The 21,778-nt window shown below is 57.0% G+C and carries 23 protein-coding genes; 12 read left to right on the plus strand and 11 right to left on the minus strand.

Annotation, left to right across the window (positions count from 1 at the left end; all coding sequences use genetic code 11):
• The first annotated feature begins 52 nt into the window (after nucleotides 1-52).
• Nucleotides 53-820: a TSUP family transporter gene (locus G6R15_RS20220; protein ID WP_373456020.1), complete on the plus strand. Its 768-nt coding sequence runs from the start codon at nucleotides 53-55 to the stop codon at nucleotides 818-820.
• A 3-nt stretch (nucleotides 821-823) separates the two neighbouring features.
• Here G6R15_RS20220 and G6R15_RS20225 read toward each other — a convergent pair whose 3' ends face one another.
• The 4 genes from G6R15_RS20225 to G6R15_RS20240 form a co-directional block, all read right to left on the minus strand.
• Nucleotides 824-2,347 carry a trimethylamine methyltransferase family protein gene (locus G6R15_RS20225; protein WP_164661788.1) on the minus strand — a complete coding sequence of 508 codons (1,524 nt, stop codon included), beginning with the start codon at nucleotides 2,345-2,347 and terminating at the stop codon, nucleotides 824-826.
• A gap of 284 nt (nucleotides 2,348-2,631) precedes the next feature.
• Nucleotides 2,632-3,177 (minus strand): hypothetical protein, encoded by a 546-nt coding sequence (locus tag G6R15_RS20230; protein WP_240336819.1) that lies wholly within the window; start codon nucleotides 3,175-3,177, stop codon nucleotides 2,632-2,634.
• A gap of 29 nt (nucleotides 3,178-3,206) precedes the next feature.
• Nucleotides 3,207-3,500: a hypothetical protein gene (locus G6R15_RS20235; RefSeq protein WP_164661789.1), complete on the minus strand. Its 294-nt coding sequence runs from the start codon at nucleotides 3,498-3,500 to the stop codon at nucleotides 3,207-3,209.
• A gap of 349 nt (nucleotides 3,501-3,849) precedes the next feature.
• Nucleotides 3,850-5,448, minus strand: coding sequence for a phosphoenolpyruvate carboxykinase (locus G6R15_RS20240; RefSeq protein WP_164661790.1), 1,599 nt, complete (start codon nucleotides 5,446-5,448; stop codon nucleotides 3,850-3,852).
• A gap of 339 nt (nucleotides 5,449-5,787) precedes the next feature.
• Here G6R15_RS20240 and G6R15_RS20245 point away from each other — a divergent pair, with 339 nt between their 5' ends.
• Genes G6R15_RS20245 through G6R15_RS20275 form a run of 7 tightly spaced genes read left to right on the plus strand, consistent with a single transcriptional unit; the run spans nucleotide 5,788 to nucleotide 11,191 of the window.
• Nucleotides 5,788-6,492: a response regulator transcription factor gene (locus G6R15_RS20245; RefSeq protein WP_164661791.1), complete on the plus strand. Its 705-nt coding sequence runs from the start codon at nucleotides 5,788-5,790 to the stop codon at nucleotides 6,490-6,492.
• Between the two features lie 33 nt (nucleotides 6,493-6,525).
• Nucleotides 6,526-8,235 carry a sensor histidine kinase gene (locus tag G6R15_RS20250; RefSeq protein ID WP_164661792.1) on the plus strand — a complete coding sequence of 570 codons (1,710 nt, stop codon included), beginning with the start codon at nucleotides 6,526-6,528 and terminating at the stop codon, nucleotides 8,233-8,235.
• Between the two features lie 3 nt (nucleotides 8,236-8,238).
• Nucleotides 8,239-8,691: an HPr kinase/phosphorylase gene (locus G6R15_RS20255; protein WP_164661793.1), complete on the plus strand. Its 453-nt coding sequence runs from the start codon at nucleotides 8,239-8,241 to the stop codon at nucleotides 8,689-8,691.
• Nucleotides 8,688-9,569 (plus strand): RNase adapter RapZ, encoded by an 882-nt coding sequence (rapZ, locus tag G6R15_RS20260; protein ID WP_164661794.1) that lies wholly within the window; start codon nucleotides 8,688-8,690, stop codon nucleotides 9,567-9,569. The genes G6R15_RS20255 and rapZ overlap by 4 nt, the downstream gene beginning before the upstream one ends.
• A 9-nt stretch (nucleotides 9,570-9,578) precedes the next feature.
• Nucleotides 9,579-9,971, plus strand: a complete 393-nt coding sequence (locus G6R15_RS20265; protein WP_164661795.1) for a PTS sugar transporter subunit IIA — start codon at nucleotides 9,579-9,581, stop codon at nucleotides 9,969-9,971.
• A 15-nt stretch (nucleotides 9,972-9,986) separates the two neighbouring features.
• On the plus strand, nucleotides 9,987-10,256 hold the full coding sequence (locus G6R15_RS20270; RefSeq protein ID WP_085794338.1) for an HPr family phosphocarrier protein: 270 nt from the start codon (nucleotides 9,987-9,989) through the stop codon (nucleotides 10,254-10,256).
• Between the two features lie 44 nt (nucleotides 10,257-10,300).
• On the plus strand, nucleotides 10,301-11,191 hold the full coding sequence (locus G6R15_RS20275) for a lysophospholipid acyltransferase family protein (protein ID WP_164661796.1): 891 nt from the start codon (nucleotides 10,301-10,303) through the stop codon (nucleotides 11,189-11,191).
• 12 nt (nucleotides 11,192-11,203) lie between these two features.
• Here the strand turns inward: G6R15_RS20275 and G6R15_RS20280 are convergent, their stop codons facing one another.
• A complete protein-coding gene (locus tag G6R15_RS20280) occupies nucleotides 11,204-12,079 on the minus strand; it encodes a 3-hydroxybutyryl-CoA dehydrogenase (protein WP_164661797.1) in 876 nt (291 codons plus the stop codon).
• Between the two features lie 166 nt (nucleotides 12,080-12,245).
• Between G6R15_RS20280 and G6R15_RS20285 the strand changes: the two genes are divergently transcribed.
• Nucleotides 12,246-13,067 (plus strand): DUF6473 family protein, encoded by an 822-nt coding sequence (locus G6R15_RS20285; RefSeq protein ID WP_164661798.1) that lies wholly within the window; start codon nucleotides 12,246-12,248, stop codon nucleotides 13,065-13,067.
• 56 nt (nucleotides 13,068-13,123) lie between these two features.
• On the opposite strand, the gene G6R15_RS20290 is transcribed toward G6R15_RS20285, so the two are convergent.
• From G6R15_RS20290 to G6R15_RS20315, 6 genes are all read right to left on the minus strand, one after another.
• The gene (locus G6R15_RS20290) at nucleotides 13,124-14,053 is read right to left on the minus strand and encodes an electron transfer flavoprotein subunit alpha/FixB family protein (protein ID WP_164661799.1); all 930 of its coding nucleotides are present in this window, start codon (nucleotides 14,051-14,053) and stop codon (nucleotides 13,124-13,126) included.
• Nucleotides 14,053-14,811 carry an electron transfer flavoprotein subunit beta/FixA family protein gene (locus G6R15_RS20295; protein ID WP_164661800.1) on the minus strand — a complete coding sequence of 253 codons (759 nt, stop codon included), beginning with the start codon at nucleotides 14,809-14,811 and terminating at the stop codon, nucleotides 14,053-14,055. The genes G6R15_RS20290 and G6R15_RS20295 overlap by 1 nt, the downstream gene beginning before the upstream one ends.
• 240 nt (nucleotides 14,812-15,051) lie before the next feature.
• Complete coding sequence (locus G6R15_RS20300; protein WP_164661801.1) at nucleotides 15,052-15,624, minus strand: cob(I)yrinic acid a,c-diamide adenosyltransferase; 573 nt, start codon at nucleotides 15,622-15,624, stop codon at nucleotides 15,052-15,054.
• Complete coding sequence (locus tag G6R15_RS20305; protein ID WP_164661802.1) at nucleotides 15,625-15,831, minus strand: twin transmembrane helix small protein; 207 nt, start codon at nucleotides 15,829-15,831, stop codon at nucleotides 15,625-15,627. It abuts the gene before it with no gap.
• An 80-nt stretch (nucleotides 15,832-15,911) separates the two neighbouring features.
• A complete protein-coding gene (locus G6R15_RS20310) occupies nucleotides 15,912-16,742 on the minus strand; it encodes an SDR family NAD(P)-dependent oxidoreductase (protein ID WP_164661803.1) in 831 nt (276 codons plus the stop codon).
• 69 nt (nucleotides 16,743-16,811) lie between these two features.
• On the minus strand, nucleotides 16,812-17,450 hold the full coding sequence (locus G6R15_RS20315; RefSeq protein WP_164661804.1) for an SH3 domain-containing protein: 639 nt from the start codon (nucleotides 17,448-17,450) through the stop codon (nucleotides 16,812-16,814).
• Nucleotides 17,451-17,660: 210 nt separating this feature from the next.
• Between G6R15_RS20315 and parC the strand changes: the two genes are divergently transcribed.
• The 3 genes from parC to tuf form a co-directional block, all read left to right on the plus strand.
• Nucleotides 17,661-20,012, plus strand: a complete 2,352-nt coding sequence (gene parC, locus G6R15_RS20320) for a DNA topoisomerase IV subunit A (protein WP_164661805.1) — start codon at nucleotides 17,661-17,663, stop codon at nucleotides 20,010-20,012.
• A 101-nt stretch (nucleotides 20,013-20,113) separates the two neighbouring features.
• On the plus strand, nucleotides 20,114-20,677 hold the full coding sequence (locus G6R15_RS20325; protein WP_164661806.1) for a hypothetical protein: 564 nt from the start codon (nucleotides 20,114-20,116) through the stop codon (nucleotides 20,675-20,677).
• Nucleotides 20,678-20,819: 142 nt separating this feature from the next.
• A partial coding sequence (gene tuf, locus G6R15_RS20330) for an elongation factor Tu (protein ID WP_164661807.1) occupies nucleotides 20,820-21,778 on the plus strand: 959 nt, incomplete at its 3' end.

Here is a 21,778-nt window from a genome sequence, read left to right on the forward strand (position 1 = left end):
TGCGTCATGATTTTTGCAGTGCAGCGCGCAACAGGGGTGATATTGGTGGAGGATGATGACCCTGTTTTCCATCCTCAGCCCAATGGAATGGGCCCTGGCGTTTGGCGTCCTGTTTTTTGCGGGTTTGATCAAGGGTATGGTTGGATTTGCCATGCCGATGATCTCGATCGCCGGGCTCAGCATGGTATTGCCCCCGGATTGGGCATTGGCTGGGTTGATCATTCCAACGCTTGTAACCAATGGCATGCAGGCCATGGGGCAGGGTGCGCAGGCGGCGATGACGTCGGTTCGACGGTTTCGGGTGTTTCTGATAGTTGGGCTGGTCTTTCTTTTGATCAGTTCGCAATTGGTCACACGTGTGGATCCCGAAACTTTCCTGCTTATGATTGCTGTCCCTGTGGCGTTGTTTGCCGTGATGCAGCTTGTGGGGTTGAGATTCACTTTGTCAGCGCCTTCTGTGCGAATTGAGGCCGCGACAGGTGCGGTGGCGGGTTTCGTCGGCGGTATGGCAGGCGTTTGGGGGCCACCCACGGTAGCATATCTGACGGCGCTCAATACGCCCAAAGCGGATCAGATGCGGGTGCAGGGTGTGATCTATGGCCTGGGAGCAGTGGCGCTGGTTGGTGCGCATCTGACTTCGGGCATCCTGCGGAGCGAGACGTTGATTTTTTCTTTGGCCCTAGTTGCACCTGGGGTGGCGGGTATGTGGACCGGCGGTCAGTTGCAGGATCGAATTGATCAAGCCGCGTTCCGCCGGATTACCCTGATTGTGTTGTTGGTCGCAGCGCTGAACCTGCTGCGACGAGCGTTGATGGGCTGAGTTCTACAGGATTGGCAAACGCGCCCTGATATCCTTGTCGTGATCTGGGGTCAGATAGTTCGGATGATGCTCGTCCAGAATGGCTTGCGCCTTGGTGCGGGCTACCGACCAGGCATCTGGCGCCCCCTTGTCTTCCCAGGTTTTGGGCGTGTCCCGATCTGCGATGCCTGGATAGAAATAGTCCCGCTCCATCGCGGATAAGGTATGTGCGCCGCCCAGGAAATGACCTTCGCCCATGATCGCTTCGCAGATCGCGTCAAATCCAAGGTTTTCTGGTGTGACCTCGACCCCGCGCAGGGCGCGATACGTGTGGGCGTGCATTTCGTCGTCCAAAACAAATGCTTCGAAGCTGACGCCTAAAAGCGACGCCATCATGCCCGAGCTTTCGTATATCAGATTGCCTCCGGCCAGGGCCGCGGCCAGAGACGTCATGGCTTTCTCTGCCCCATACTGCGCGTCCAGCGCCTTGGCGTCGGTCATCGAAGCCGCCACGCCCGAGGGCAGACCCAGCCAGTTGCTGAGTTGAGCTGAGGCGGCGTTGAGCACCGCTATCTCACCGCCGCCGCCGGTAAAGGCACCGGTGCGCAGGTCGATCACGAGCGGCCAGTTGGAAAATATCATTGGATGTCCCGGTTTGATGACGTGCACCATCACCAGGCTTGCAAGGGTTTCCGCCAGCGATTGTGCTAGGAACCCAGCCAAAGTAGCGGGGGCCGTGGCTCCGGCTTGTGCCGCCGTTATGCAGGAGACAGGGATATTGTGTTCTAGACAGGCGAATGTAACGTCTACCGCGTCTTCAGCATAGCGCATCGGAGAGATGACGGGCGAGATGTGCGCCTTGAGAAACGGCCTTTGGGAAAACGCCCCAGGGCCACCTGCAGCAACGTCCAGCATATTTACGATAGGTGCCACGTGGTCGGCCAGGGTAAAGGCCGTGGCGACCGGTTTTGTTGTGTTCTTGAGCAGCGTGTATGCCGTGTTCACGTCCAACTTGAACGTGTCCTCGATGTCTGTGGCAATGCAGCAGCGGGTGAACCAGCTGATGTTGGTCAGGCGGTCCTGTAGACGGGTGAAGTCTCGAAGATCCTGGAGGGTGGATGCACGATATTGTTTGGTGTTCAGGTCAAGTGTCTGCACCGCGGCACCGCCTGTGCCAAAATAGACTCGCTGTCCGCCTACCTGGATGCTGCGGGACGGATCGCGCCCATGCAAGCGGAACGTGCGTGGTGCCGTCGCGAGCGTGGATCGGACGAGTGTCCTGGGTAACAGGATACGATCTCCCAACCGCGTTGCTCCGGCGTCGAGCAGCGCCTTCGCCAGCCGGTCCGGTGTCTCGCCCATCCCGAGTTCGGCCAACAGACGCAGTGCCGTGTCAAAGATTGCGTTCAAGTCATGTTCGGATAGGGGCTTGTACTGCCCGCCAAACTGCCCGGGAGGGCAAGGGTTCACTTTTGGCGGCGCCGCGCGTCGCGCGTGGCGTTCCTTGCGCCCTGATCGGCGGGCCCGGCTCTGTGTTGGCGAAGTCACGTTTGCTGCCCCTTATTCTTGATGAAAAGAACTAGACACGAGCAAAGGGGCCGCGCTCAAGCATCGCGACCCGGATGCGGCATCGGTAAATCAAGTTTTCAGAACTTGAAATGTTTTGCCGAAGGCGCTCCCGCCTGTCGTCGATGTTTCTGACGAAACACCTCCTCCTGTTGGGCCCGGCACTGCGCATAGCGCAGTGCCGGGCCCAAAGCCGTTAGCGGTTCCGACGAAGTCGGGATCGCTTGGGTGCGGGAGCCCCTGTCTTTTTGGACGACCCAGTTGCTTCAGGTTTGACGGCGGCGCATGTGGCGGAACACGTAAAGCAAACCAAGCATCAGGAAGAACAAACCAAAGATATCGCCGATCAGATAGGCCACGTATTCGACCGTTTCACTGCCAAAGGCCATGTTCGTCAACAATGCTGTCAGCACCGAAGTCACAATGCCGACCCCCATAACGCAGGGCCAACAGGGCGCCTTTCCTGGTTGCGGTCGAATGTCCTGACCCACCATCGCAAGTGACATGAATACAACCGGGGCCACCGAAACCGCGATTGCGATGGCGGCAAGTCGGCTGGGCAGGAACACATCCATGCCGCCGACATAGAGGAAAACAAGAAAGACGCCGGGCAACAGCGCCGGAATGGCTCGCCACCCAAGCAACCATGCCGTCAGAACGCGAATGCCATGAGGAAGAAACAACAGGCTCGCCCGGCTCGGAAACTCGGGGAAAAACATGCTTTGCAACGGCGTCACGACCTCGAACACAACCAGAAAAGCTGCGAGGTAAAGACCTGATGCAATTAGTGTTTCTTTAGCCAGCGTACGCACAAGGGAGTCCGCTGAAGAACGCTGTCTCGTTAAGTTCTCGGCCCATTAACCGTATATTGCCCTCTGTTCACCGAATTGCAGTGCGACAGGTACCCTTTTGTGACCAGGGACTTCAGCGCACGAAAAAACGTAGGGCGGGAAACGGTTTCGAGTAGGGCATGTTCGATCAGGCCGACAGTTCGAACCCCATTTCCATTTTCTGACAGCTCGTTGGCGGCATAATAGATGTCACGTTCAACCGGTGTAAGGTCTTGTAATCCCAGCGAACGCTCCATGCTGAGCATGAGTTTTCTGAGTTCCGCCAGTTTCGAAAGTTCACACATAAGTTCAGTTGCCTGTTCAGTGACTAATTGATCTCAATTTCATGCAGTCGCGATATCATCGCAGCCAAAAGTTACTGATTTCGATAAGTATCATATTGACACATGAAATCAATGCCGTAGTCTACATGAAGTTAGGCTGCTTTTCTGTGAGTGGTGGCAGCCAATAAGATCCTTTTATTGCATTGCCCGGTGCCGTCAGGTGCCGGGTTTTTTTCTGACAAAAAACTGTAACGAAGCTTGATTGATCAGGCAATCAATATCCGATCACAATTTGTATATGGTCATATAATAAGGCCCCACATTTTGCTGTGAGGCCCTAAAACTCTTCGATCTTTGGTGTGAAACCGCATCACCCGATTGCGACGGCTTTCACATCGTCGTCGATGTAGGGGATGTACTGCTCAAAATTATCGGCAAACATCTGCACCAATTTGGCGGCCTGTTTGTCGAACGCTTCCTGATCATCCCAAGTGCGGCGCGGATCCAACAGCACCTCGGCCACGCCAGGAACGGTCACCGGGACGTCAAAGCCAAAGTTGGAGTCCTTGCGGAACTCGGCGTCGGCCAACGAACCGTCCAGAGCGGCTGTCAGCAATGCGCGGGTCGCGCGGATCGGCATGCGCGAACCGACGCCGTGCGCACCGCCGGTCCAACCCGTGTTGACCAGCCAGCAGGTCGCGCCGTGCTGAGCGATTTTTTCACGCAGCAGGTTGCCATAAACCTCGGGGCGACGCGGCATGAAAGGCGCGCCAAAGCAGGTCGAGAAGGTCGGCTGCGGTTCGGTCACACCACGCTCGGTGCCTGCAACCTTGGACGTGAAGCCTGACAGGAAGTGATACATCGCCTGTGCCGGTGTCAGACGCGCGATCGGGGGCAGAACACCAAATGCGTCACACGTCAGCATGATGATATTCTTGGGGTGACCGCCCATGGCTGATGCGGACGCGTTCGAAATGTATTCGAGCGGGTAGGCGCAGCGCATGTTCGCGGTCAGGCTGTCGTCGTCGAAGTCCAGTTCCTTGGTCTCTTCGTCAAAGATCATGTTTTCGATCACGGTCCCGAATTTCGACGTGGTCGCATAGATTTCCGGTTCAGCTTCGGCGCTCAGGTTGATGGTCTTGGCATAGCAGCCGCCCTCGAAATTGAAGGTGCCGCGGTCCGACCAACCGTGCTCGTCGTCACCGATCAGGGTGCGCGAGGGATCTGCCGACAGGGTTGTCTTGCCGGTGCCCGACAGGCCAAAAAATACGGCTGCATCAACCGGGTTGCCAATGGCATGGTTGGCCGAGCAGTGCATCGGCATGACGCCTTTTTCGGGCAACATGTAGTTCAGCAGGGTAAAGACCGATTTTTTGTTTTCGCCCGCGTACTCGGTGCCGCCGATCAGGATGACTTTTTTGTCAAAGTTCAGCGCAATCACGGTTTCCGAGTTGCAGTTGTGCTTGGTTGGGTCCGCTTTGAAGCTGGGGCAGTTGATGACGGTGAAATCCGACACGAACTCGTCCAGATCTTCGCGCGAGGGACGGCGCAGCAGGTGACGGATGAACAGGTTGTGCCACGCCAGTTCTGTCACCATGCGCACGTTGATCGAATAGGCTGGGTCAGATCCGCCGACCAGATCCTGCACAAAGTAGTCCTTGCCCTTCATATGCTCGAGCATGTCGGCATAGAGCGCATCGAACCCTTCGGGGGTCATTGCGGCGTTGTTGTCCCACCAGATGGTGTCTTTCACGCTGTTGGTCTTGACGACGTGCTTGTCCTTGGGCGAGCGGCCAGTGAATTTGCCGGTGGTCACCAGAAACGCGCCGCCATTGCCCAGCGTACCTTCGTCCCGCTTGAGAGCGGCTTCGATCAGCGCTGGTTCCATGAAATTGTAATAGACATTGCCCAGACCCTCGATGCCCTGATCTTCGAGGCGGAATTGCGGGTTAACCCGTCCAGATGTCATGCTTTATTCTCCTGTGTCGGTGCGCGGCGCTTGAAGCCGGTCTATCACCGTTGGGGCTTTTGGTCCGACCTGATCGCCGGTGAGGCGGGTCTTAACATGACGGTTCAGGACATGAACAGGACGCTTTGGCGCAGTTAGCGCAACCAAGGCAATGTTTAGCGCAACCATCATTTTTCAGCTGCATTGAGGAGCACATATTCATTCCAGAGAAAGGTTTTTTTGCCTCAATGCTCGGGAAAGAGACGTTCGAATCGCAGTTATGGATTGATTCGCCATGTCAAAAGAGCGATGTATGAGAAAAAAATAAGGCAGAATTGAGCAGCATAGGGGCACATTCAGATGTCAAAAATTGCTTTGGTGGACGACGACAGGAACATCCTGACGTCGGTTTCCATGACTCTCGAAGCCGAAGGCTTCGAAGTTGAAACATATAACGACGGCCAAGCCGCGCTGGACGCATTTAACAAGAAGCTGCCCGATATGGCAGTGCTGGATATCAAGATGCCGCGCATGGATGGCATGGATCTGTTGCAGCGTCTGCGGCAGAAAACCCAGATGCCAGTGATCTTTCTCACGTCCAAGGATGATGAGATCGACGAGGTTCTGGGGCTGCGGATGGGGGCGGACGACTATGTCAAAAAACCGTTCTCGCAGCGCCTTTTGGTCGAACGCATCCGAGCTCTTTTGCGTCGGCAAGAAACGGTAGAGGGCGATGCGGCCGGAACAACAACCGGCGAGACCAAGGTCATGGAGCGCGGCCATCTGCGGATGGACCCGTTACGCCATGCTGTCAGCTGGAAGGGCAAGGACGTATCGCTGACTGTGACCGAGTTCTTGTTGTTGCAGGCGCTGGCTCAGCGTCCCGGCTTTGTCAAAAGTCGGGATCAGCTGATGGATGTCGCCTATGATGATCAGGTCTATGTTGACGACCGCACCATCGACAGCCACATCAAACGCCTGCGCAAAAAGATGCGCAGTGCGGATGAAGATTTCGCAGCGATTGAGACGCTGTACGGGATCGGCTACAGATATAACGAAGAGTAACGGACCGGACCGGTTCAATCCGAAAGGGATGTCGTGCGCGATACCGGCACATCTCAGGGCGACGACAGCGGTGATGTAGTGTTGGGCGACGATTGGGTCGCTCCGCAAAGCACCGTTTCGAAAGAGCTGCGGGTCAAGCGGGCCCGCCGTAGTCTTTTCTCGCTCAAAAGTTCGCCGCTTACGCGTAAGATCATTACTTTTAATCTGATCGCCTTGATAATTCTGGTCGCGGGGATTTTGTATCTCAGTGACTCGCGCGACAGCCTGATCACCCAACGGGCTGGGGCACTGGTCGGGGAAACCCGACTGGTTGCCGATGTGTTTGAGGCGCAGATGCCCGAGGGCAGCCCGGTCAACCTGGCAACTGGCGACGGTATTGATGCGGCCGAAACACTTGAGGGGCTGAGCTTGCGGGCCGGTGTTGAGGTCTTTGTTTATGACAGCGCCAATACCCTGATTGCACATGGAACCGGTAATGACGCGCCTGGGACATTGAAGCTGCAGGCGGGGCAGAACGACAGCTCAACCTTCATAAGTGACACATTATCAGGGCTTTGGGGCGCGGTCTCTGGCCTGTTTTCGTCGCCTGCGCAACAAGCTGCGGCAGATCTGGAAACCGAGTTGCAAAAGCTCGTGCCGCTGGCCCTGTCCAGTGGGACGCAGGTTGAAGTCTTGCAGAATGTGGCCGGCGGGCGTGTGTTCGCCACGGCGACGCCGATCGTGCAAAACGGCAACCCCGTTGGCGTAGTGGCGATGGCCAGCCCAGCGGGTGAGATTGACATGCTGGCCAAGCGCGAGCGCGAGCGTGTGTTGCAGATGTTCATCGTGGCGCTTTTGGTGTCCGTGGGCTTGAGCCTTGTGTTGGCCTCGACCATTGCAAATCCTTTGGCAGATCTGGCTGAGGCCGCTGAACTGGGCCGTGATCGCAATGCGCGGCGAATGAACCCAGGTCGCATCCGAATTCCGGATTTGTCGGCGCGTCCTGACGAAATTGGGCGACTAAGCCGCGCACTTCGCGGCATGGTCTCGGCGCTCTATTCCCGGATAGATGGCAACGAACAATTTGCTGCCGACGTGGCCCATGAAATCAAAAACCCGCTTGCCAGCTTGCAGTCCGCGGTTGGAACGTTGCGTATGGTCAAACGCGACGATCAGCGTGAAAAACTGATGGAAGTTATCGAACATGACGTGCGACGGTTGGATCGTCTGGTCAGCGACATTTCCAACGCCTCGCGTCTGGATGCTGAGCTGGTCAAGGAAGACGAAACGCCATTTGATTTGTTGGTGATGCTGGGCAATCTGAACCAGTATTTGGGTGAAGATGCCCGCGGTAAAGGGATCGACTATATAACCGATCTGCCATCTGATCCAATCGTCATTCACGGGCTCGAGGCGCGGCTGGCGCAGGTCTTTGTAAATCTCATCACCAATGCGATTTCGTTTTGCGAAGAAGGCGACGCGATCCGGGTTTGGACGCGCAAGCGGTCCAATCGGGTGTTGATCGTGGTCGAAGATACCGGCCCTGGAATCCCGGACCAGGCGCTGAGCAAGATTTTCAAACGTTTCTATTCGCAACGCCCTGAAGAGCACTTTGGCAACAACTCTGGCCTTGGGCTCGCGATCTCGAAACAAATTGTCGAAGCGCATGGCGGCGTGATTTGGGCCGAAAATATCCGCCCGACAGAAGCTGATGTAACCTCGGATCCACTGGGCGCGCGTTTTGTTGTTGGGCTTCCGGTTTGAACCATGCCGGGCGGCGTTGTTGATCACTTAACATCCTCAAACATCGTTCATGCGAGCTGTGTGTCGTTGGCGGGGCAAGGCCTGTTGATCAAGGGGGCGTCGGGTAGCGGAAAATCTGCTCTAGCGCTGCAAATGATGGCTTATGGTTGCGATCTTGTCGCGGATGATCGGGTGGCATTGTCGATCCGCGCAGAGCACCTGATGGCTGACGCACCGCTGAGTTTACCCAAATTGATCGAGGCGCGGGGTATCGGATTGATCCCGGCAATGTTAAGTGGTTCTGCAAAACTTGTTGCAGTTGTTGATATGGATATTCTTGAAACAGACCGGTTGCCCAAAAAGCATGAAATTACGCTGATCGGGAAGAGCCTGCCTTTGTTCTACAGGGTAGAGGGCCCCCATTTCGCGGCGGGGCTGGTCCAGGCGCTGAAACAGGGTTGGCACGATCCGGAATGACCGAAACGGCAAAAAACTCTAAGCAGATAGTGCTGGTAACCGGGCCATCAGGGGCAGGTCGGACAACAGCAATCCGCGTTCTGGAAGATCTGGAATTCGAAGCAATCGACAATTTGCCAATGGGTATGGTGATGCGGTTGGTAGAGGCATCGTCAGCGGAACGCCCTTTGGCGCTTGGGATTGATACGCGTAATCGTGATTTTACCACTGCGGGGTTCCTGGATCTTGTAGAAGACCTGCGCGAGTTGACCAACACTGATGCAACGACGTTGTATCTGGATTGTCGGATCAAGGTTCTGCTACAGCGGTTTTCCGAGACGCGTCGCAGACATCCCATGGCCCCCGAGGATCGCCCCGAGGTGGGCATCCGCCGGGAAATGGATCTTCTAAGCGCCGTCCGGGACATGGCTGACTTTCTGCTGGACACCTCAGATTTGAATGTTCATCAACTGAGGGACGAGGTCGAAAGATGGTTTGCGCCCGAAGGCGGGCGTCAGTTGGCTGTCTCGGTTCAATCGTTTTCCTACAAACGTGGGTTGCCCGCGAGCGTGGATATGGTGCTGGATTGCCGGTTCCTGTCCAACCCGTATTGGGACCCGGCCTTGCGCGCGATGGACGGGCGCGATGTTGGTGTTGCAAACCATGTGCGCAAAGACGAACGGTTCGAACCCTTTCTGAAGCGTGCGCTGGATTTGATCCAGTTTTTGATCCCGGCGTACCAAGCTGAAGGCAAAACGCATCTGTCAATTGCGTTTGGGTGCACCGGAGGACAACATCGTTCTGTTTTGTTGGCCGAAACCACCGCGAAATCCCTTGCAGATCAGGGCATGCGGGTGTCAATTAGGCACCGCGAGATGGAACGCCGAAAAGGCGACTGAGAGGCCGGATTGATCGGAATAGTGATCGTGGCACATGGGGGGCTGGCCAAGGAGTACCTGGCTGCCATGGAACATGTGGTCGGACAACAGGCAGGTATGCGCGCCATCTCGATCGAAGTGGATCATGATCGAGAGGCCAAGCAGCAGGAAATCTGTGTCGCGGCCGACGCGGTGGATTGTGGGGATGGCGTCGTCATGGTGACAGACCTGTTTGGCGGCTCGCCTTCTAATCTCAGCCTGCGGGCCTGCACCCCATCGGATCGTCGAATCCTGTATGGGGCCAACCTACCAATGCTGATCAAATTGGCCAAAAGCCGCCACCTTCCCATCGGGGACGCGGTGCGGGGTGCCATGGAAGCAGGCAAGAAGTACATCAACATGCGCAACGTTGCGCCGGAATGACATATTTGGTTTCACATGATTAATCGAACTCTGAAAATCGAAAACGAAAAAGGGCTGCATGCCCGTGCCTCGGCCAAGTTGGTTGAGGTTGTCGAAGGCTTTGATGCCTCGGCCGAAGTGTCAAAAGACGGCCTGTCGGCCTCGGGTGACAGTATTATGGGCCTTTTGATGTTGGCAGCGTCGCGCGGAACCACTATTGACGTCGAGACGTCTGGCCCGGATGCTGAGGCGTTGGCAGATGCGCTCGAAACTCTGGTGGCCGATAAATTCGGCGAAGGATTCTGAGAGCTACTGCCCTGGGGGACACACCGAAACAGAAAGACGTGCACGTGGCAGAGACCACCCAAGGCAATAAAACGGGTGCCGTATCCGAAGCTGATGACGCAGTGGGCGAGATCTATGATCGTCGCACGTTGACCTATGCAAATTCGTTTGACGATGTCTGGACGTCTACAGCGATCAAAACAATCGAGTGGCTGACGGGCAAAATTACGATCCTTCGTATGGTTAATCGATTCGAAAAACAGAACGAGAATTTCCGCGGGCAGAAGTTCTGGCGTGGTGCGCTGAACATCATGGGAATCGATTTGCGGACGCCGCAAGAGCAGTTGGCGAACATACCCGAAAGCGGGCCGGTGGTGGTGGTTGCCAATCATCCGCATGGCATGGTCGACGGGATGATACTGGCCGATCTGATTGGCAATGTGCGACAGGATTATCGCATCCTGACCCGCTCGGTCCTGACTGGGCTGGATGAGGCGGCGACGTCTTTCATGATCCCGGTGCCCTTTCCGCATGACCCGGATGCGCAGGCCAAGATGGTCGAGATGCGAGCCAAAGCGATGGGGCATCTGAAGGATGGCGGCGTTGTGGCGCTGTTCCCGTCGGGGGTGGTGATGTCATCGGACACGCTGTTCGGCCCGGCGATCGAGCAGGAATGGAATGTTTTTACCGCCAAGATGATCCGTCGGTCTGGAGCAAAAGTCGTTCCGATCTTCTTTCCTGGCTGCAACTCGCGCTGGTATCTGATGGCCAATCGCGTTTCGGCAATCCTGCGTCAGGGGTTGTTGCTGCACGAGATCGTGCGGTCCTGCAACAAGCCGCAGGCACCAGTTGTCGGCGCACCTGTCTCGGACGAGGATATGGAGCTGCTTGAAAGCAATCCGCGCGGGTTCATGGCTTGGCTGCGCGAACACACGCTGAGCTTGGGAAAAAAGTAATCCCGATCGGCGTCAACGGGTCGGGATCGGAACCTCACCACGATAATCATAGAACCCGCGTTGGGTCTTGCGGCCCAGCCATCCGGCCTCGACATATTTGGTTAGCAGGGGGCAGGGGCGGTATTTGGTGTCTGCCAAACCTTCGTGCAGCACGTTCATGATCGCCAGGCAAGTATCCAGCCCGATGAAGTCCGCCAATTCGAGCGGCCCCATGGGGTGGTTTGCACCCAGTTTCATCGACTGGTCAATGGACTGCACATTCCCGACGCCTTCGTACAGCGTGTAAACGGCTTCGTTGATCATAGGCATCAAGATGCGGTTTACGATGAAAGCGGGGAAATCTTCGGCGCTGGCGGCGGTCTTTCCAAGGCGATCCACGACGGCCTTGCATGCGGCAAAAGTGGGCTCGTCCGTGGCAATGCCGCGGATCAGTTCGACCAACTGCATAACCGGCACCGGGTTCATGAAATGAAAGCCCATGAATCGTTCAGGCCGGTCTGTACGGCTGGCCAGCCGAGTGATCGAGATTGATGATGTGTTCGAGGTCAGGATAGTATGCGGTAGCAAATGCGGCTGTAGTTCGTCAAAAATAGCCTGTTTGACGTTTTCGCGTTCGGTTGCAGCCTCGATCACCAAATCGGTTTGACCAATATCGGTAAGTTGCAACGTGGTCTGGATGCGGGCCATCGCGGCCTCAACATCTTGATCCGAAATCTTCCCGCGTGAAGCTTGGCGGGACAGGTTGCCGTGAACGATGTTCAGGGCCGCATCTAATGCGTCCTGGCTGATATCGCTCAGCAAGACATCATATCCGGACAGCGCCATGACGTGGGCAATGCCATTGCCCATTTGACCTGCTCCGACGATGCCGACCTTTTGGATGTTCATCTGCCATATGCCTTTGTTTCCGCGCTCAGGTGACCTTATGCGCAGCGCGGGGGCGGCGGCAAGGGGCGGGAGTTGGAACAAATTGCTTCAAATCCGCACATTAGGGGAATCGCAATGCTTGGGGTCGAAAACTGGCATCGGGTGACAAAACACTTTGGTGGGTGACATGAGTTATGAAGTGCAGGGCGTGCATACGCCCGACCATTTGACCTGTCGATATGGGGTATCAAAACTGCATTTTCGCGGGCCTAAACGGTCCCTGGAGGCGCCGTATGTGGCCTGTATCGGCGGAACCGAAACCTATGGGAGGTTTGTACCGGATCCATTTCCGGCATTGTTAGAGCGACAGTTAAGTGGGGCGTGTGTCAACTTTGGGAGCATAAACAGCGGCTTGGATTCGGTTTTGAACGATCCAGAACTTATGCGGCTGGCACATAAAGCCGAAGCATGCATTGTGCAATTGCCCGGGGCGCAGAACCTGTCCAACCGGCTGTATCGAGTGCATCCACGCCGTAATGACCGGTTTCTTGAGGCATCTAATTTGCTAAAGGCGTTGTATGACGAGGTGGATTACACCGAGTTTAATTTCAATAAGCACTTGCTAGGGCGCTTGCTCGAAATCTCGCAAGGTCGGTTTGAAATCGTGTGCGAGGAATTGCGGCAGGCCTGGATGGCGCGGATGCGCTCTTTGGTTGAGGCGATTGATGGTCAGGTACTGCTGCTGTGGCTGCGCTATGCCCCGTCAGAGGATGGCGAAGCGCCCTTGGGAACGGAACCGTTGATGGTCACGCCGGACATGGTGGACAGTCTGCGGGGGGCCGTTGCGTCGGTGATCGAGCTTCCGGTCAAAATGGCCGGGGACTCAGAAGAGCTGGGTGATATGATCTTTGGCACTATGCAGGAACCTGCGGCAGAGCACATGATTGGGCCTGCGACGCATCAGATCATTGCCGATCGCGTGTATCGCGCATTGCGGGATCTGGACTAACGAGAAAGGCCCGCCAGATATGACGGGCCTTTCCAATTCATGTCTGCGCTGTTGGCTTAGCCGAGTTTCTCAGTCAGCTCGGGCACAGCGGCGAACAGGTCGGCAACCAGACCGAAATCAGCAACCTGGAAGATCGGTGCTTCTTCGTCTTTGTTGATTGCGACGATGATTTTCGAATCTTTCATTCCGGCCAAGTGCTGGATCGCGCCCGAGATGCCGACAGCGACATACAGCTCAGGTGCAACAACCTTACCGGTCTGACCAACCTGCCAGTCATTCGGGGCATAGCCCGAATCGACCGCAGCGCGCGATGCGCCAACCGCAGCGCCCAGCTTGTCTGCCAGACCTTCGATCAGTTTGAAGTCTTCCTCAGAGCCGACGCCACGGCCGCCCGACACAACAACGCCAGCAGACGTCAGTTCGGGGCGGTCGCTTGCGGCAACCTTGTCTTCGACCCAGCTCGACAGACCCGGATCAGCAGCTGCCGACACGGTTTCAACCGAGGCCGAACCGCCTTCGCCAGCGGCGTCAAAGGTCGACGTACGGAAGGTGATGACCTTCTTGGCGTCCGACGATTTGACGGTCTGCATGGCGTTGCCGGCATAGATTGGGCGAACAAAGGTCGAACCATCAACCACTTCGGTCGCGTCCGAGATCACCATCACGTCCAGCAAAGCTGCGACGCGGGGCATCACATTCTTGGCGTCGGTGGTGGCCGGTGCAACGATGTGCTCGTAATCGCCAGCCAGCGACACGATCAGCGCCGCAGTCGATTCCGCCAGGCGGTGGCCCAGGGTTTCGTCTTCGGCGACCAGAACGCGTGCCACACCGTCGATCTTGGCGGCGGCTTCGCCGGCTGCGGCGGCGGAGCCACCAGCGGCCAGAACGGTCACGTCACCCAGAGTTTTTGCGGCGGTGACAGCCTTAGCGGTGGCGTCTAGCGCCAGTTCACCATTGTTTACTTCGGCGAGAAGAAGAACAGCCATTACACAGCCCCCGCTTCTTTGAGTTTCTCGACCAGCTCGTCAACCGAACCAACCACGATGCCTGCGGCACGTGCGGGCGGCTCTTCGGTTTTGACGATTTCCAGACGCGGAGTAACGTCGACGCCATAGTCAGCGGCAGTCTTGGTATCCAGCGGCTTTTTCTTGGCCTTCATAATGTTGGGCAGCGACGCGTAACGCGGCTCGTTCAGGCGCAGGTCAACGGTGATGATGGCGGGCATCTTCACGTTGATGGTCTGCAGGCCGCCGTCGACCTCGCGGGTCACCTTGGCGGTGTCGCCGTCGATGTCCAGCTCGGATGCGAACGTGCCTTGCGACCAGCCCAGCAGGGCTGACAGCATCTGACCGGTGGCGTTCATATCGTTGTCGATGGCCTGCTTGCCGGCCAGAACAACGCCGGGCTGCTCTTCTTCGACAACTTTTGCCAGGATCTTGGCGACGGCCAGCGGTTCGATGTCGGTGTGAACATCATCAGCTGCTTCGACCAGAATCGCGCGGTCAGCACCCATGGCGAGTGCGGTGCGCAGGGTTTCCTGGGCTTTCGCGACGCCGATCGACACAACGACAATCTCGTCGGCCTTACCGGCTTCTTTCAGGCGGATCGCCTCTTCCACTGCAATCTCGTCGAAGGGGTTCATCGACATTTTTACATTGGCGAGATCGACACCGCTTCCGTCCGCGTTCACACGGACTTTTACGTTGTAGTCAATCACGCGCTTGACAGGCACAAGTACCTTCATTTTTGCGTTTGCTCCTTACAAAAACGGCAAGCCGCAATGCGACTCCACCAATGCTCTCACGGGCTAGATAGCGCCTTGGGTCACATCACAACAGGGCAAAATCGTCACGTCAGCCTTTATCGACGTCGCGTTTCGTCATTTCGTGAGCGCTAAACGCAAGAAAATTTCGCCCATGTGCGCCTGTAGCCTGAATCGCCAGGTCAGGTGCAGGGCCAATTTGTCGCAACGGAAATGCAGGTTTTAGCGGTTTGCCCCAGGAATCCAGAGCACGTCGTCCTTGCCGCCATTGTTGGCAACACGGGCTGCAACAAAAAGCCAATCGCTGAGTCGGTTGAGGTATTTGATCACCGAAGGGTTCACTAGCTCATGAGCGCCCAACTCTACTGCCAGCCGCTCAGCACGGCGTGCCACGGTGCGACAGACGTGCAGATGTGCGGCCAAAGCAGAACCACCTGGCAGAATAAAACTGCGCAGCGGGTCCAGCGCGTCGTTCATGACGTCAATCTCGGCCTCAAGGCGGTCAATCTGTTCCGGGGTGACACGCAAGGGTGGGTATTCAGCCTCGGCGTCTTTGGCCATGTCGGGGCGGCAGAGGTCGGCACCCAGATCGAACAGGTCATTCTGAATGCGCGAGAGGGCGGCATCCACGTCCCCTTGGGCGGCTAGCCGGGCAACGCCGACAAAGGAATTGAGCTCGTCCGTGGTGCCATAGGCCGTCACACGGTCCGAGTACTTGGCGACGCGGTCGCCATTGCCAAGCGCCGTGTCGCCCTTGTCACCGGTACGGGTGTAGATCTTGTTGAGAACGACCATTTACTGGCCTCCTTGTCCGCGCAGATAGACGTAAAGAACGATCAGAACCACGGCGATGGCCTGAAACAGGATGCGCAGGCGCATCATCTTGTTGGCGTATTTGGCGTTGAACTTGCCGCCTGCGCCGAACCCTCCGATGCCGATGGCGAGAACCAGCACGACGGCAAACATGGCCCCGAGCATGATGACAAAAACCAGGTTTTCCATGAATGGCCTCGCAGAGGGTTAAGGGTCCGATGCCGCTCATCTAGCGGCGGTTCATGCAAAAGCGAACAGGTTTTTTTGTCTCACAGGCGCGTCAAGATGCGGTCAGTTGCCCGTGTCGACAGAATTCGGCGCAGGAAACCGCCGATGTAAGTTGGTGTTGTGACGTAGTATCGCGGACGCGGACGGGCGGCGGTGGCGGCATGCACAAGGCGCTTGGTCACGTAAGAGGGCGGTAATTCGAACGTATCGGGGCGACCTGAACTGCTGTAGAGGCGTTTGAGCAGGGAACTTTCGTATTTGTCCCGCAGTGCCGAGTTTTCCCAGTCTATGAATCTCTCGAAAATTGGGACTGCATTTTCACGCAGCTTGGACGTGATAGGGCCAGGTTCGATCAACGACACTTCGATCCCTGAGCCATGCAGTTCCAGTCGCATGGTATCTGTCAGCCCTTCAAGCGCATACTTTGTTGCGACGTAAGCACCACGCCAGGGAAAAGCGACAAGCCCAAGGATGGAAGAACATTGGATAATCCGCCCATGTCCTTGCTTTCGCATCACTGGGATGGCTTGACGGGTCAGCTCGTGCCAGCCAAAGAAATTGGTCTCAAAGATTTCACGCAAACCATCTGTCGGGATGTCCTCGACCGCGCCGGGAAACCCGTGCGCGCCGTTGTTGAACAGAACGTCCAACGTTCCCCCAGTAGCCTCTAGAACATCTTGCAGGCCGGCGGTAATGGATTCTGTGTTGGTGTAATCTATCGGGGGACTGTCAAAGCCTTCCGCGCGGAGCCGGTCGCAGTCCGCCTGTTTGCGGCAGGAAGCAAAGACGCGCCACCCTTGGTCGCGCATGCCCAAGGCTGCGTCGTAACCGATACCGGATGAGCAGCCTGTAATCAGGATGGTTTTTTGCATGTCGTCCCTCGCCTGCGGTTTGGTCGCAGCTATGCCGATTGTAGATGACGAATCAATGGAGGGTACAGATCAGGGGGCTTTTTTGCTGACAAGTGACGCGGCGATCCAGCCTGTGTGCTGTTCAGGTAGAATTCGCAGCCGCAGCCAACCGGTGCCGGATTCGCCCAGAACTTCGACTTTGTGGCCGATATTCAGGCGGCCAACGACTGGGTAAATGGTGCCGGGGCCATCGCGCATGTTCACACGGGTGCCCAGAACCTCGCGAATGTCAGCCTTGGGAATAACTGGTGCAGCCACTTGGGGCGCTTCAGTCGCAACAATTTCGGTGTTCGGTTGGAAAGAAACTGCGCCTTGTTCGAGAGAGGCAAGGGTAAAGGTCGCGCCCGGATTTTGTTCCAGAGCGTTCAGGCCGCCCTGCAATCCTGTTGAGATCCGCCCAAGCCGAATGGCTGCTTCTTCGGCGGTCAATTCGGGTTTCACCGGGGACTCAGGGGCCGCAACCTTGGCGCTGCGTGGCGTCAGCACGGGTTTGGCAACCAAAGCAACCGCGGTCACCGGCTCGGCAATGGGTTTTGTTTTGGGGGCTGGTGTATAGGCCACTTTTTCGGATTCGGCCGAGCGGACACCGCGTGGCTCAAATTCGGCGCCTCCGCTCAGCTCGTAAAATGCAAAGCCCAAAAAGGCGAAAGAAATCAAAACAAAGCGCATGGCGCGCCTCCCCCCACAGGCAAAAGGTCAAACAATAGCAGAAATCGACAGCAGACTTATCGATACAGATTACCATATCGTGGGCAAAGAGTCGAAATCCGGGGGAAGGAGGTGCGTTTCCTCCCCCTGTGGCGCATTTGCCGAGTTGTCCCCAGCAAAATCGCCCTTGCTTGCTTTACCCGCGCCCGCAGGCGGCGTATCACATCATCTATGACGGATACTATCGACGACCCCAACATGAAGTCCCCACAAGGCGCCGGAGAAGTTGCCGAGCCGCTACGCCGCGCAATTGGTGAGCGTTATCTGACCTATGCGCTGAGCACGATCATGCACCGCGCTTTGCCAGATGCACGCGACGGCCTGAAACCGGTTCACCGGCGAATCCTTTATGCGATGAACAGGCTGCGGCTGGCGTCGAACGGCAAATTTCTGAAGTCCGCCAAGATATCGGGTGACACGATGGGGGACTTCCACCCCCACGGGGACGCTGCGATCTATGACGCGATGGCGCGTTTGGCGCAGGACTTTAACGTACGTTACCCGCTGGTCGACGGGCAGGGTAATTTCGGCAACATCGACGGCGACAACCCGGCGGCCAGCCGATACACCGAGGCGCGGATGACCTTTGTGGCCGAGGCACTGTTGCGGGGGCTGGACGAAGACGCCGTTGATTTTCGCGACAATTACGATGGGCGCCTGACCGAGCCGGTTGTTCTGCCTGCCGAATTTCCGAACCTGCTGGCCAATGGATCCAGTGGTATCGCGGTCGGTATGGCGACCAACATTCCGCCCCACAACATCGCCGAGCTTTGCGATGCCTGCCTGCACATGATCAAGGTGCCGGATGTGCGCGACGACACGCTGCTGAACTATGTGCCGGGGCCGGATTTCCCCACCGGGGGCGTCATCGTGGAACCGCAAGAGGACATCGCCAAGGCCTATCGCACCGGTCGGGGTGGTTTCCGCCTGCGGTGCAAGTATGAGGTCGAGGATCTGGGTCGGGGTCAGTGGCAGATTGTTGTCACTGAGATTCCTTATCAGGTGCAGAAATCCAAGCTGATCGAAAAGATCGCCGAGTTGATCCAGACCAAGAAGATTCCGATTCTCGCGGACGTGCGCGACGAATCCGCTGACGACGTTCGTGTCGTGCTGGAGCCGCGTTCGAAAAACGTCGATCCGGACGTATTGATGAACATGCTCTACCGCAACTCGGACCTAGAAGTGCGGTTTAGCCTGAACATGAACGTACTGATCGACGGTGTGACGCCCAAGGTCTGCTCGCTCAAAGAGGTGCTGCGCGCTTTCCTTGATCACAAGCAAGACGTGCTGCTGCGCCGCTCGCGCCATCGGATGGCCAAGATCGACCACCGGTTGGAGGTGCTCGAAGGGTTCATTGTCGCCTTCCTCAATCTGGACCGCGTGATCGACATCATCCGCTATGACGAGGATCCCAAGGTCGCTCTGATGCGCGAGGACTGGGGCATCAAGCATGTCCGCGCCATGGACGAGGCCAGCTATGTCTCGCCCCTGCCGGGTGAGGGCGAGCTGTCCGAGGTACAAGTCGACGCAATTCTGAACATGCGTCTGCGCAGCCTGCGCCGTCTCGAAGAGATGGAACTGGTGCGCGAACGCGATGCACTGATGGAAGAGCGCGCGAACCTTGAGGATTTGATCGCCGATCCGGTTCTGCAATGGGCTAAGATTTCCGAGCAGTTGAAAGAGACAAAGAAAACCTTTGGCAAAGACTATGAGGGCGGTGCGCGCCGGTCTGTCTTTGCCGAGGCGGGCGCCATCGAAGAGGTGCCGCTTGAGGCGATGATCGACCGCGAGCCGATCACTGTGGTCTGCTCGCAGATGGGCTGGATTCGGGCGATGACGGGTCACATTGATCTGAAGCGCGAGTTGAAGTTCAAGGACGGCGATGGGCCGCGGTTCATCTTCCACGCTGAGACGACCGACCGACTGCTCGTGTTTGGCACCAATGGACGCTTTTACACAATCAGTGCTGCGAACCTGCCAGGTGGTCGCGGCATGGGCGAGCCGCTACGCCTGATGGTCGATCTGCCCAACGAGGCCGAGATCGTAGACATCCTGATCCATAAACCCGAACGCAAACTTCTGCTGGCGTCCAATACGGGCAACGGTTTCGTGGTGCCTGAGACAGATGTGGTGGCGCAGACCCGAACCGGGAAACAAGTGTTGAACGTCAAAGGTGACGACGAACGTGCGATGATCTGCAAGCCAATCGACGGCGATCATGTGGCCGTCGTGTCGCAGAACGGCAAGCTATTGGTTTTCCCAACCGCCGAGCTGCCTGAGATGGGACGTGGCAAGGGCGTGCGTTTGCAAAAGTACAACATGGCGCGGGGCAAGCAGGGTGCGTTGGAGTTGGACGGCGGCTTGTCGGATATTACAACGTTCAACTGGGACGATGGGCTCAGTTGGCCAATGGGGGGCGACAAGACCCGGCACGAGACGGACATGTCTCAATGGCTTGCCAAACGCGCTGGCGTCGGCAAGCGCCCGCCCTACGGCTTCCCACGCAGCTACAAGTTTTCGTGACGTTTTTGGTGCGGGTGACAGGAAATGTGCCGATGCAGCTTGGCATTGGCGATTGTGCTGCGATACACCGTCCCAAACATAGGCATATCGAGACCTGATCCATGATCCGAATTCTGATTTCCCTGGCCTGCCTGTCCTTCTTGGCCGCTTGTGGCTCCACGCAGCTGAACGAAGCGCCCGAGAACATGGGCGCGTTCAGTGCTCGGGTCATCCACGTCTACACCGACAAGGCCAAGCAATGGCCGCTGTCGCGCAGCGCGGAACCCTCTCAGTGGAACGCTCCGATGGAAAACGCGATGGAGACACGTCTGCGCCGTTACGAGGGGGGGCAGGAATATGACGTGGCCGTTTCGCTCGAGGGGTACATGCTGGCACCTCCCGGTATTCCGGTTGTGGTCAATCCCAAGAGCGTCGCGGTGGTGAACGTTTTTGTATACGACGTCGCCACCGAGACATTCCTGGCCAAAAAAGAACAGATGGAAATTTTTGAAGACACGACTGGGCAGAGCGTGATTCTGGGGTCCGGCCACAGCCGCACCAAAGAAGAGCAGATCGCCGGATTGTCGTTGAATATTGCCGACACGATCGAAGAGTGGATGGCCAAACAGCACGCAGAAAATGGCTGGTTCAATAAGCGGGCTGGGCCTGCCTTGGCAGCTGAGTAACAACTGACGTGGCAAAAGACGCTTAAGGCTTGCTTTGCGTGTAGGATGCTCTTGATTTTTCCGGCTGAACCAAATATCCCGCGCGCGCAGATGTAACTTACGGGACCACGGGTCCCCCAAATCGCAAAAGGGCGCCTGAGGAATGGCAAAGGAAAAGTTTGAGCGTAACAAGCCGCACGTGAACATCGGCACGATTGGCCACGTTGACCACGGCAAAACCACGCTGACCGCAGCAATCACCAAATACTTCGGTGACTTCAAAGCCTACGACCAGATCGATGGCGCACCTGAAGAAAAAGCCCGCGGCATCACCATCTCGACCGCACACGTCGAGTATGAGACCGAGGGTCGTCACTACGCCCACGTTGACTGCCCCGGCCACGCCGACTACGTCAAGAACATGATCACCGGTGCCGCCCAGATGGACGGCGCGATCCTGGTTGTGAACGCTGCTGACGGCCCGATGCCTCAGACCCGCGAGCACATCCTGCTGGGCCGCCAGGTTGGCATCCCGTACATGGTCGTGTTCATGAACAAAGTTGACCAGGTCGACGACGAAGAGCTGCTGGAACTGGTGGAAATGGAAATCCGCGAGCTGCTGTCCAGCTACGAGTATCCTGGCGACGACATTCCGATCATTGCCGGTTCGGCTCTGGCGGCGATGGAAGGCAACAAGCCTGAAATCGGCGAAGAGAAGATCAAAGAGCTGATGGCAGCTGTTGACGAATACATCCCGACCCCGGCGCGTGCTGTTGACCAGCCGTTCCTGATGCCGGTCGAAGACGTGTTCTCGATCTCGGGCCGTGGTACAGTTGTGACTGGCCGTGTTGAGCGTGGCGTGATCAATGTTGGCGACAGCATCGAAATCGTTGGCATCAAAGACACCCAGACCACCACCTGTACCGGTGTTGAAATGTTCCGCAAGCTGCTGGATCGCGGTGAAGCAGGCGACAACATCGGCGCCCTGCTGCGCGGCATCGACCGTGAAGCTGTTGAGCGTGGTCAGGTTCTGTGCGCACCCAAGTCGGTGAAACCGCACACCAAGTTCGAAGCCGAAGCGTACATCCTGACCAAGGATGAGGGTGGCCGTCACACGCCGTT

It is taken from the genome of Tropicibacter sp. Alg240-R139, assembly GCF_900537075.1.
In the GTDB taxonomy this organism is placed as follows: domain Bacteria; phylum Pseudomonadota; class Alphaproteobacteria; order Rhodobacterales; family Rhodobacteraceae; genus Falsiruegeria.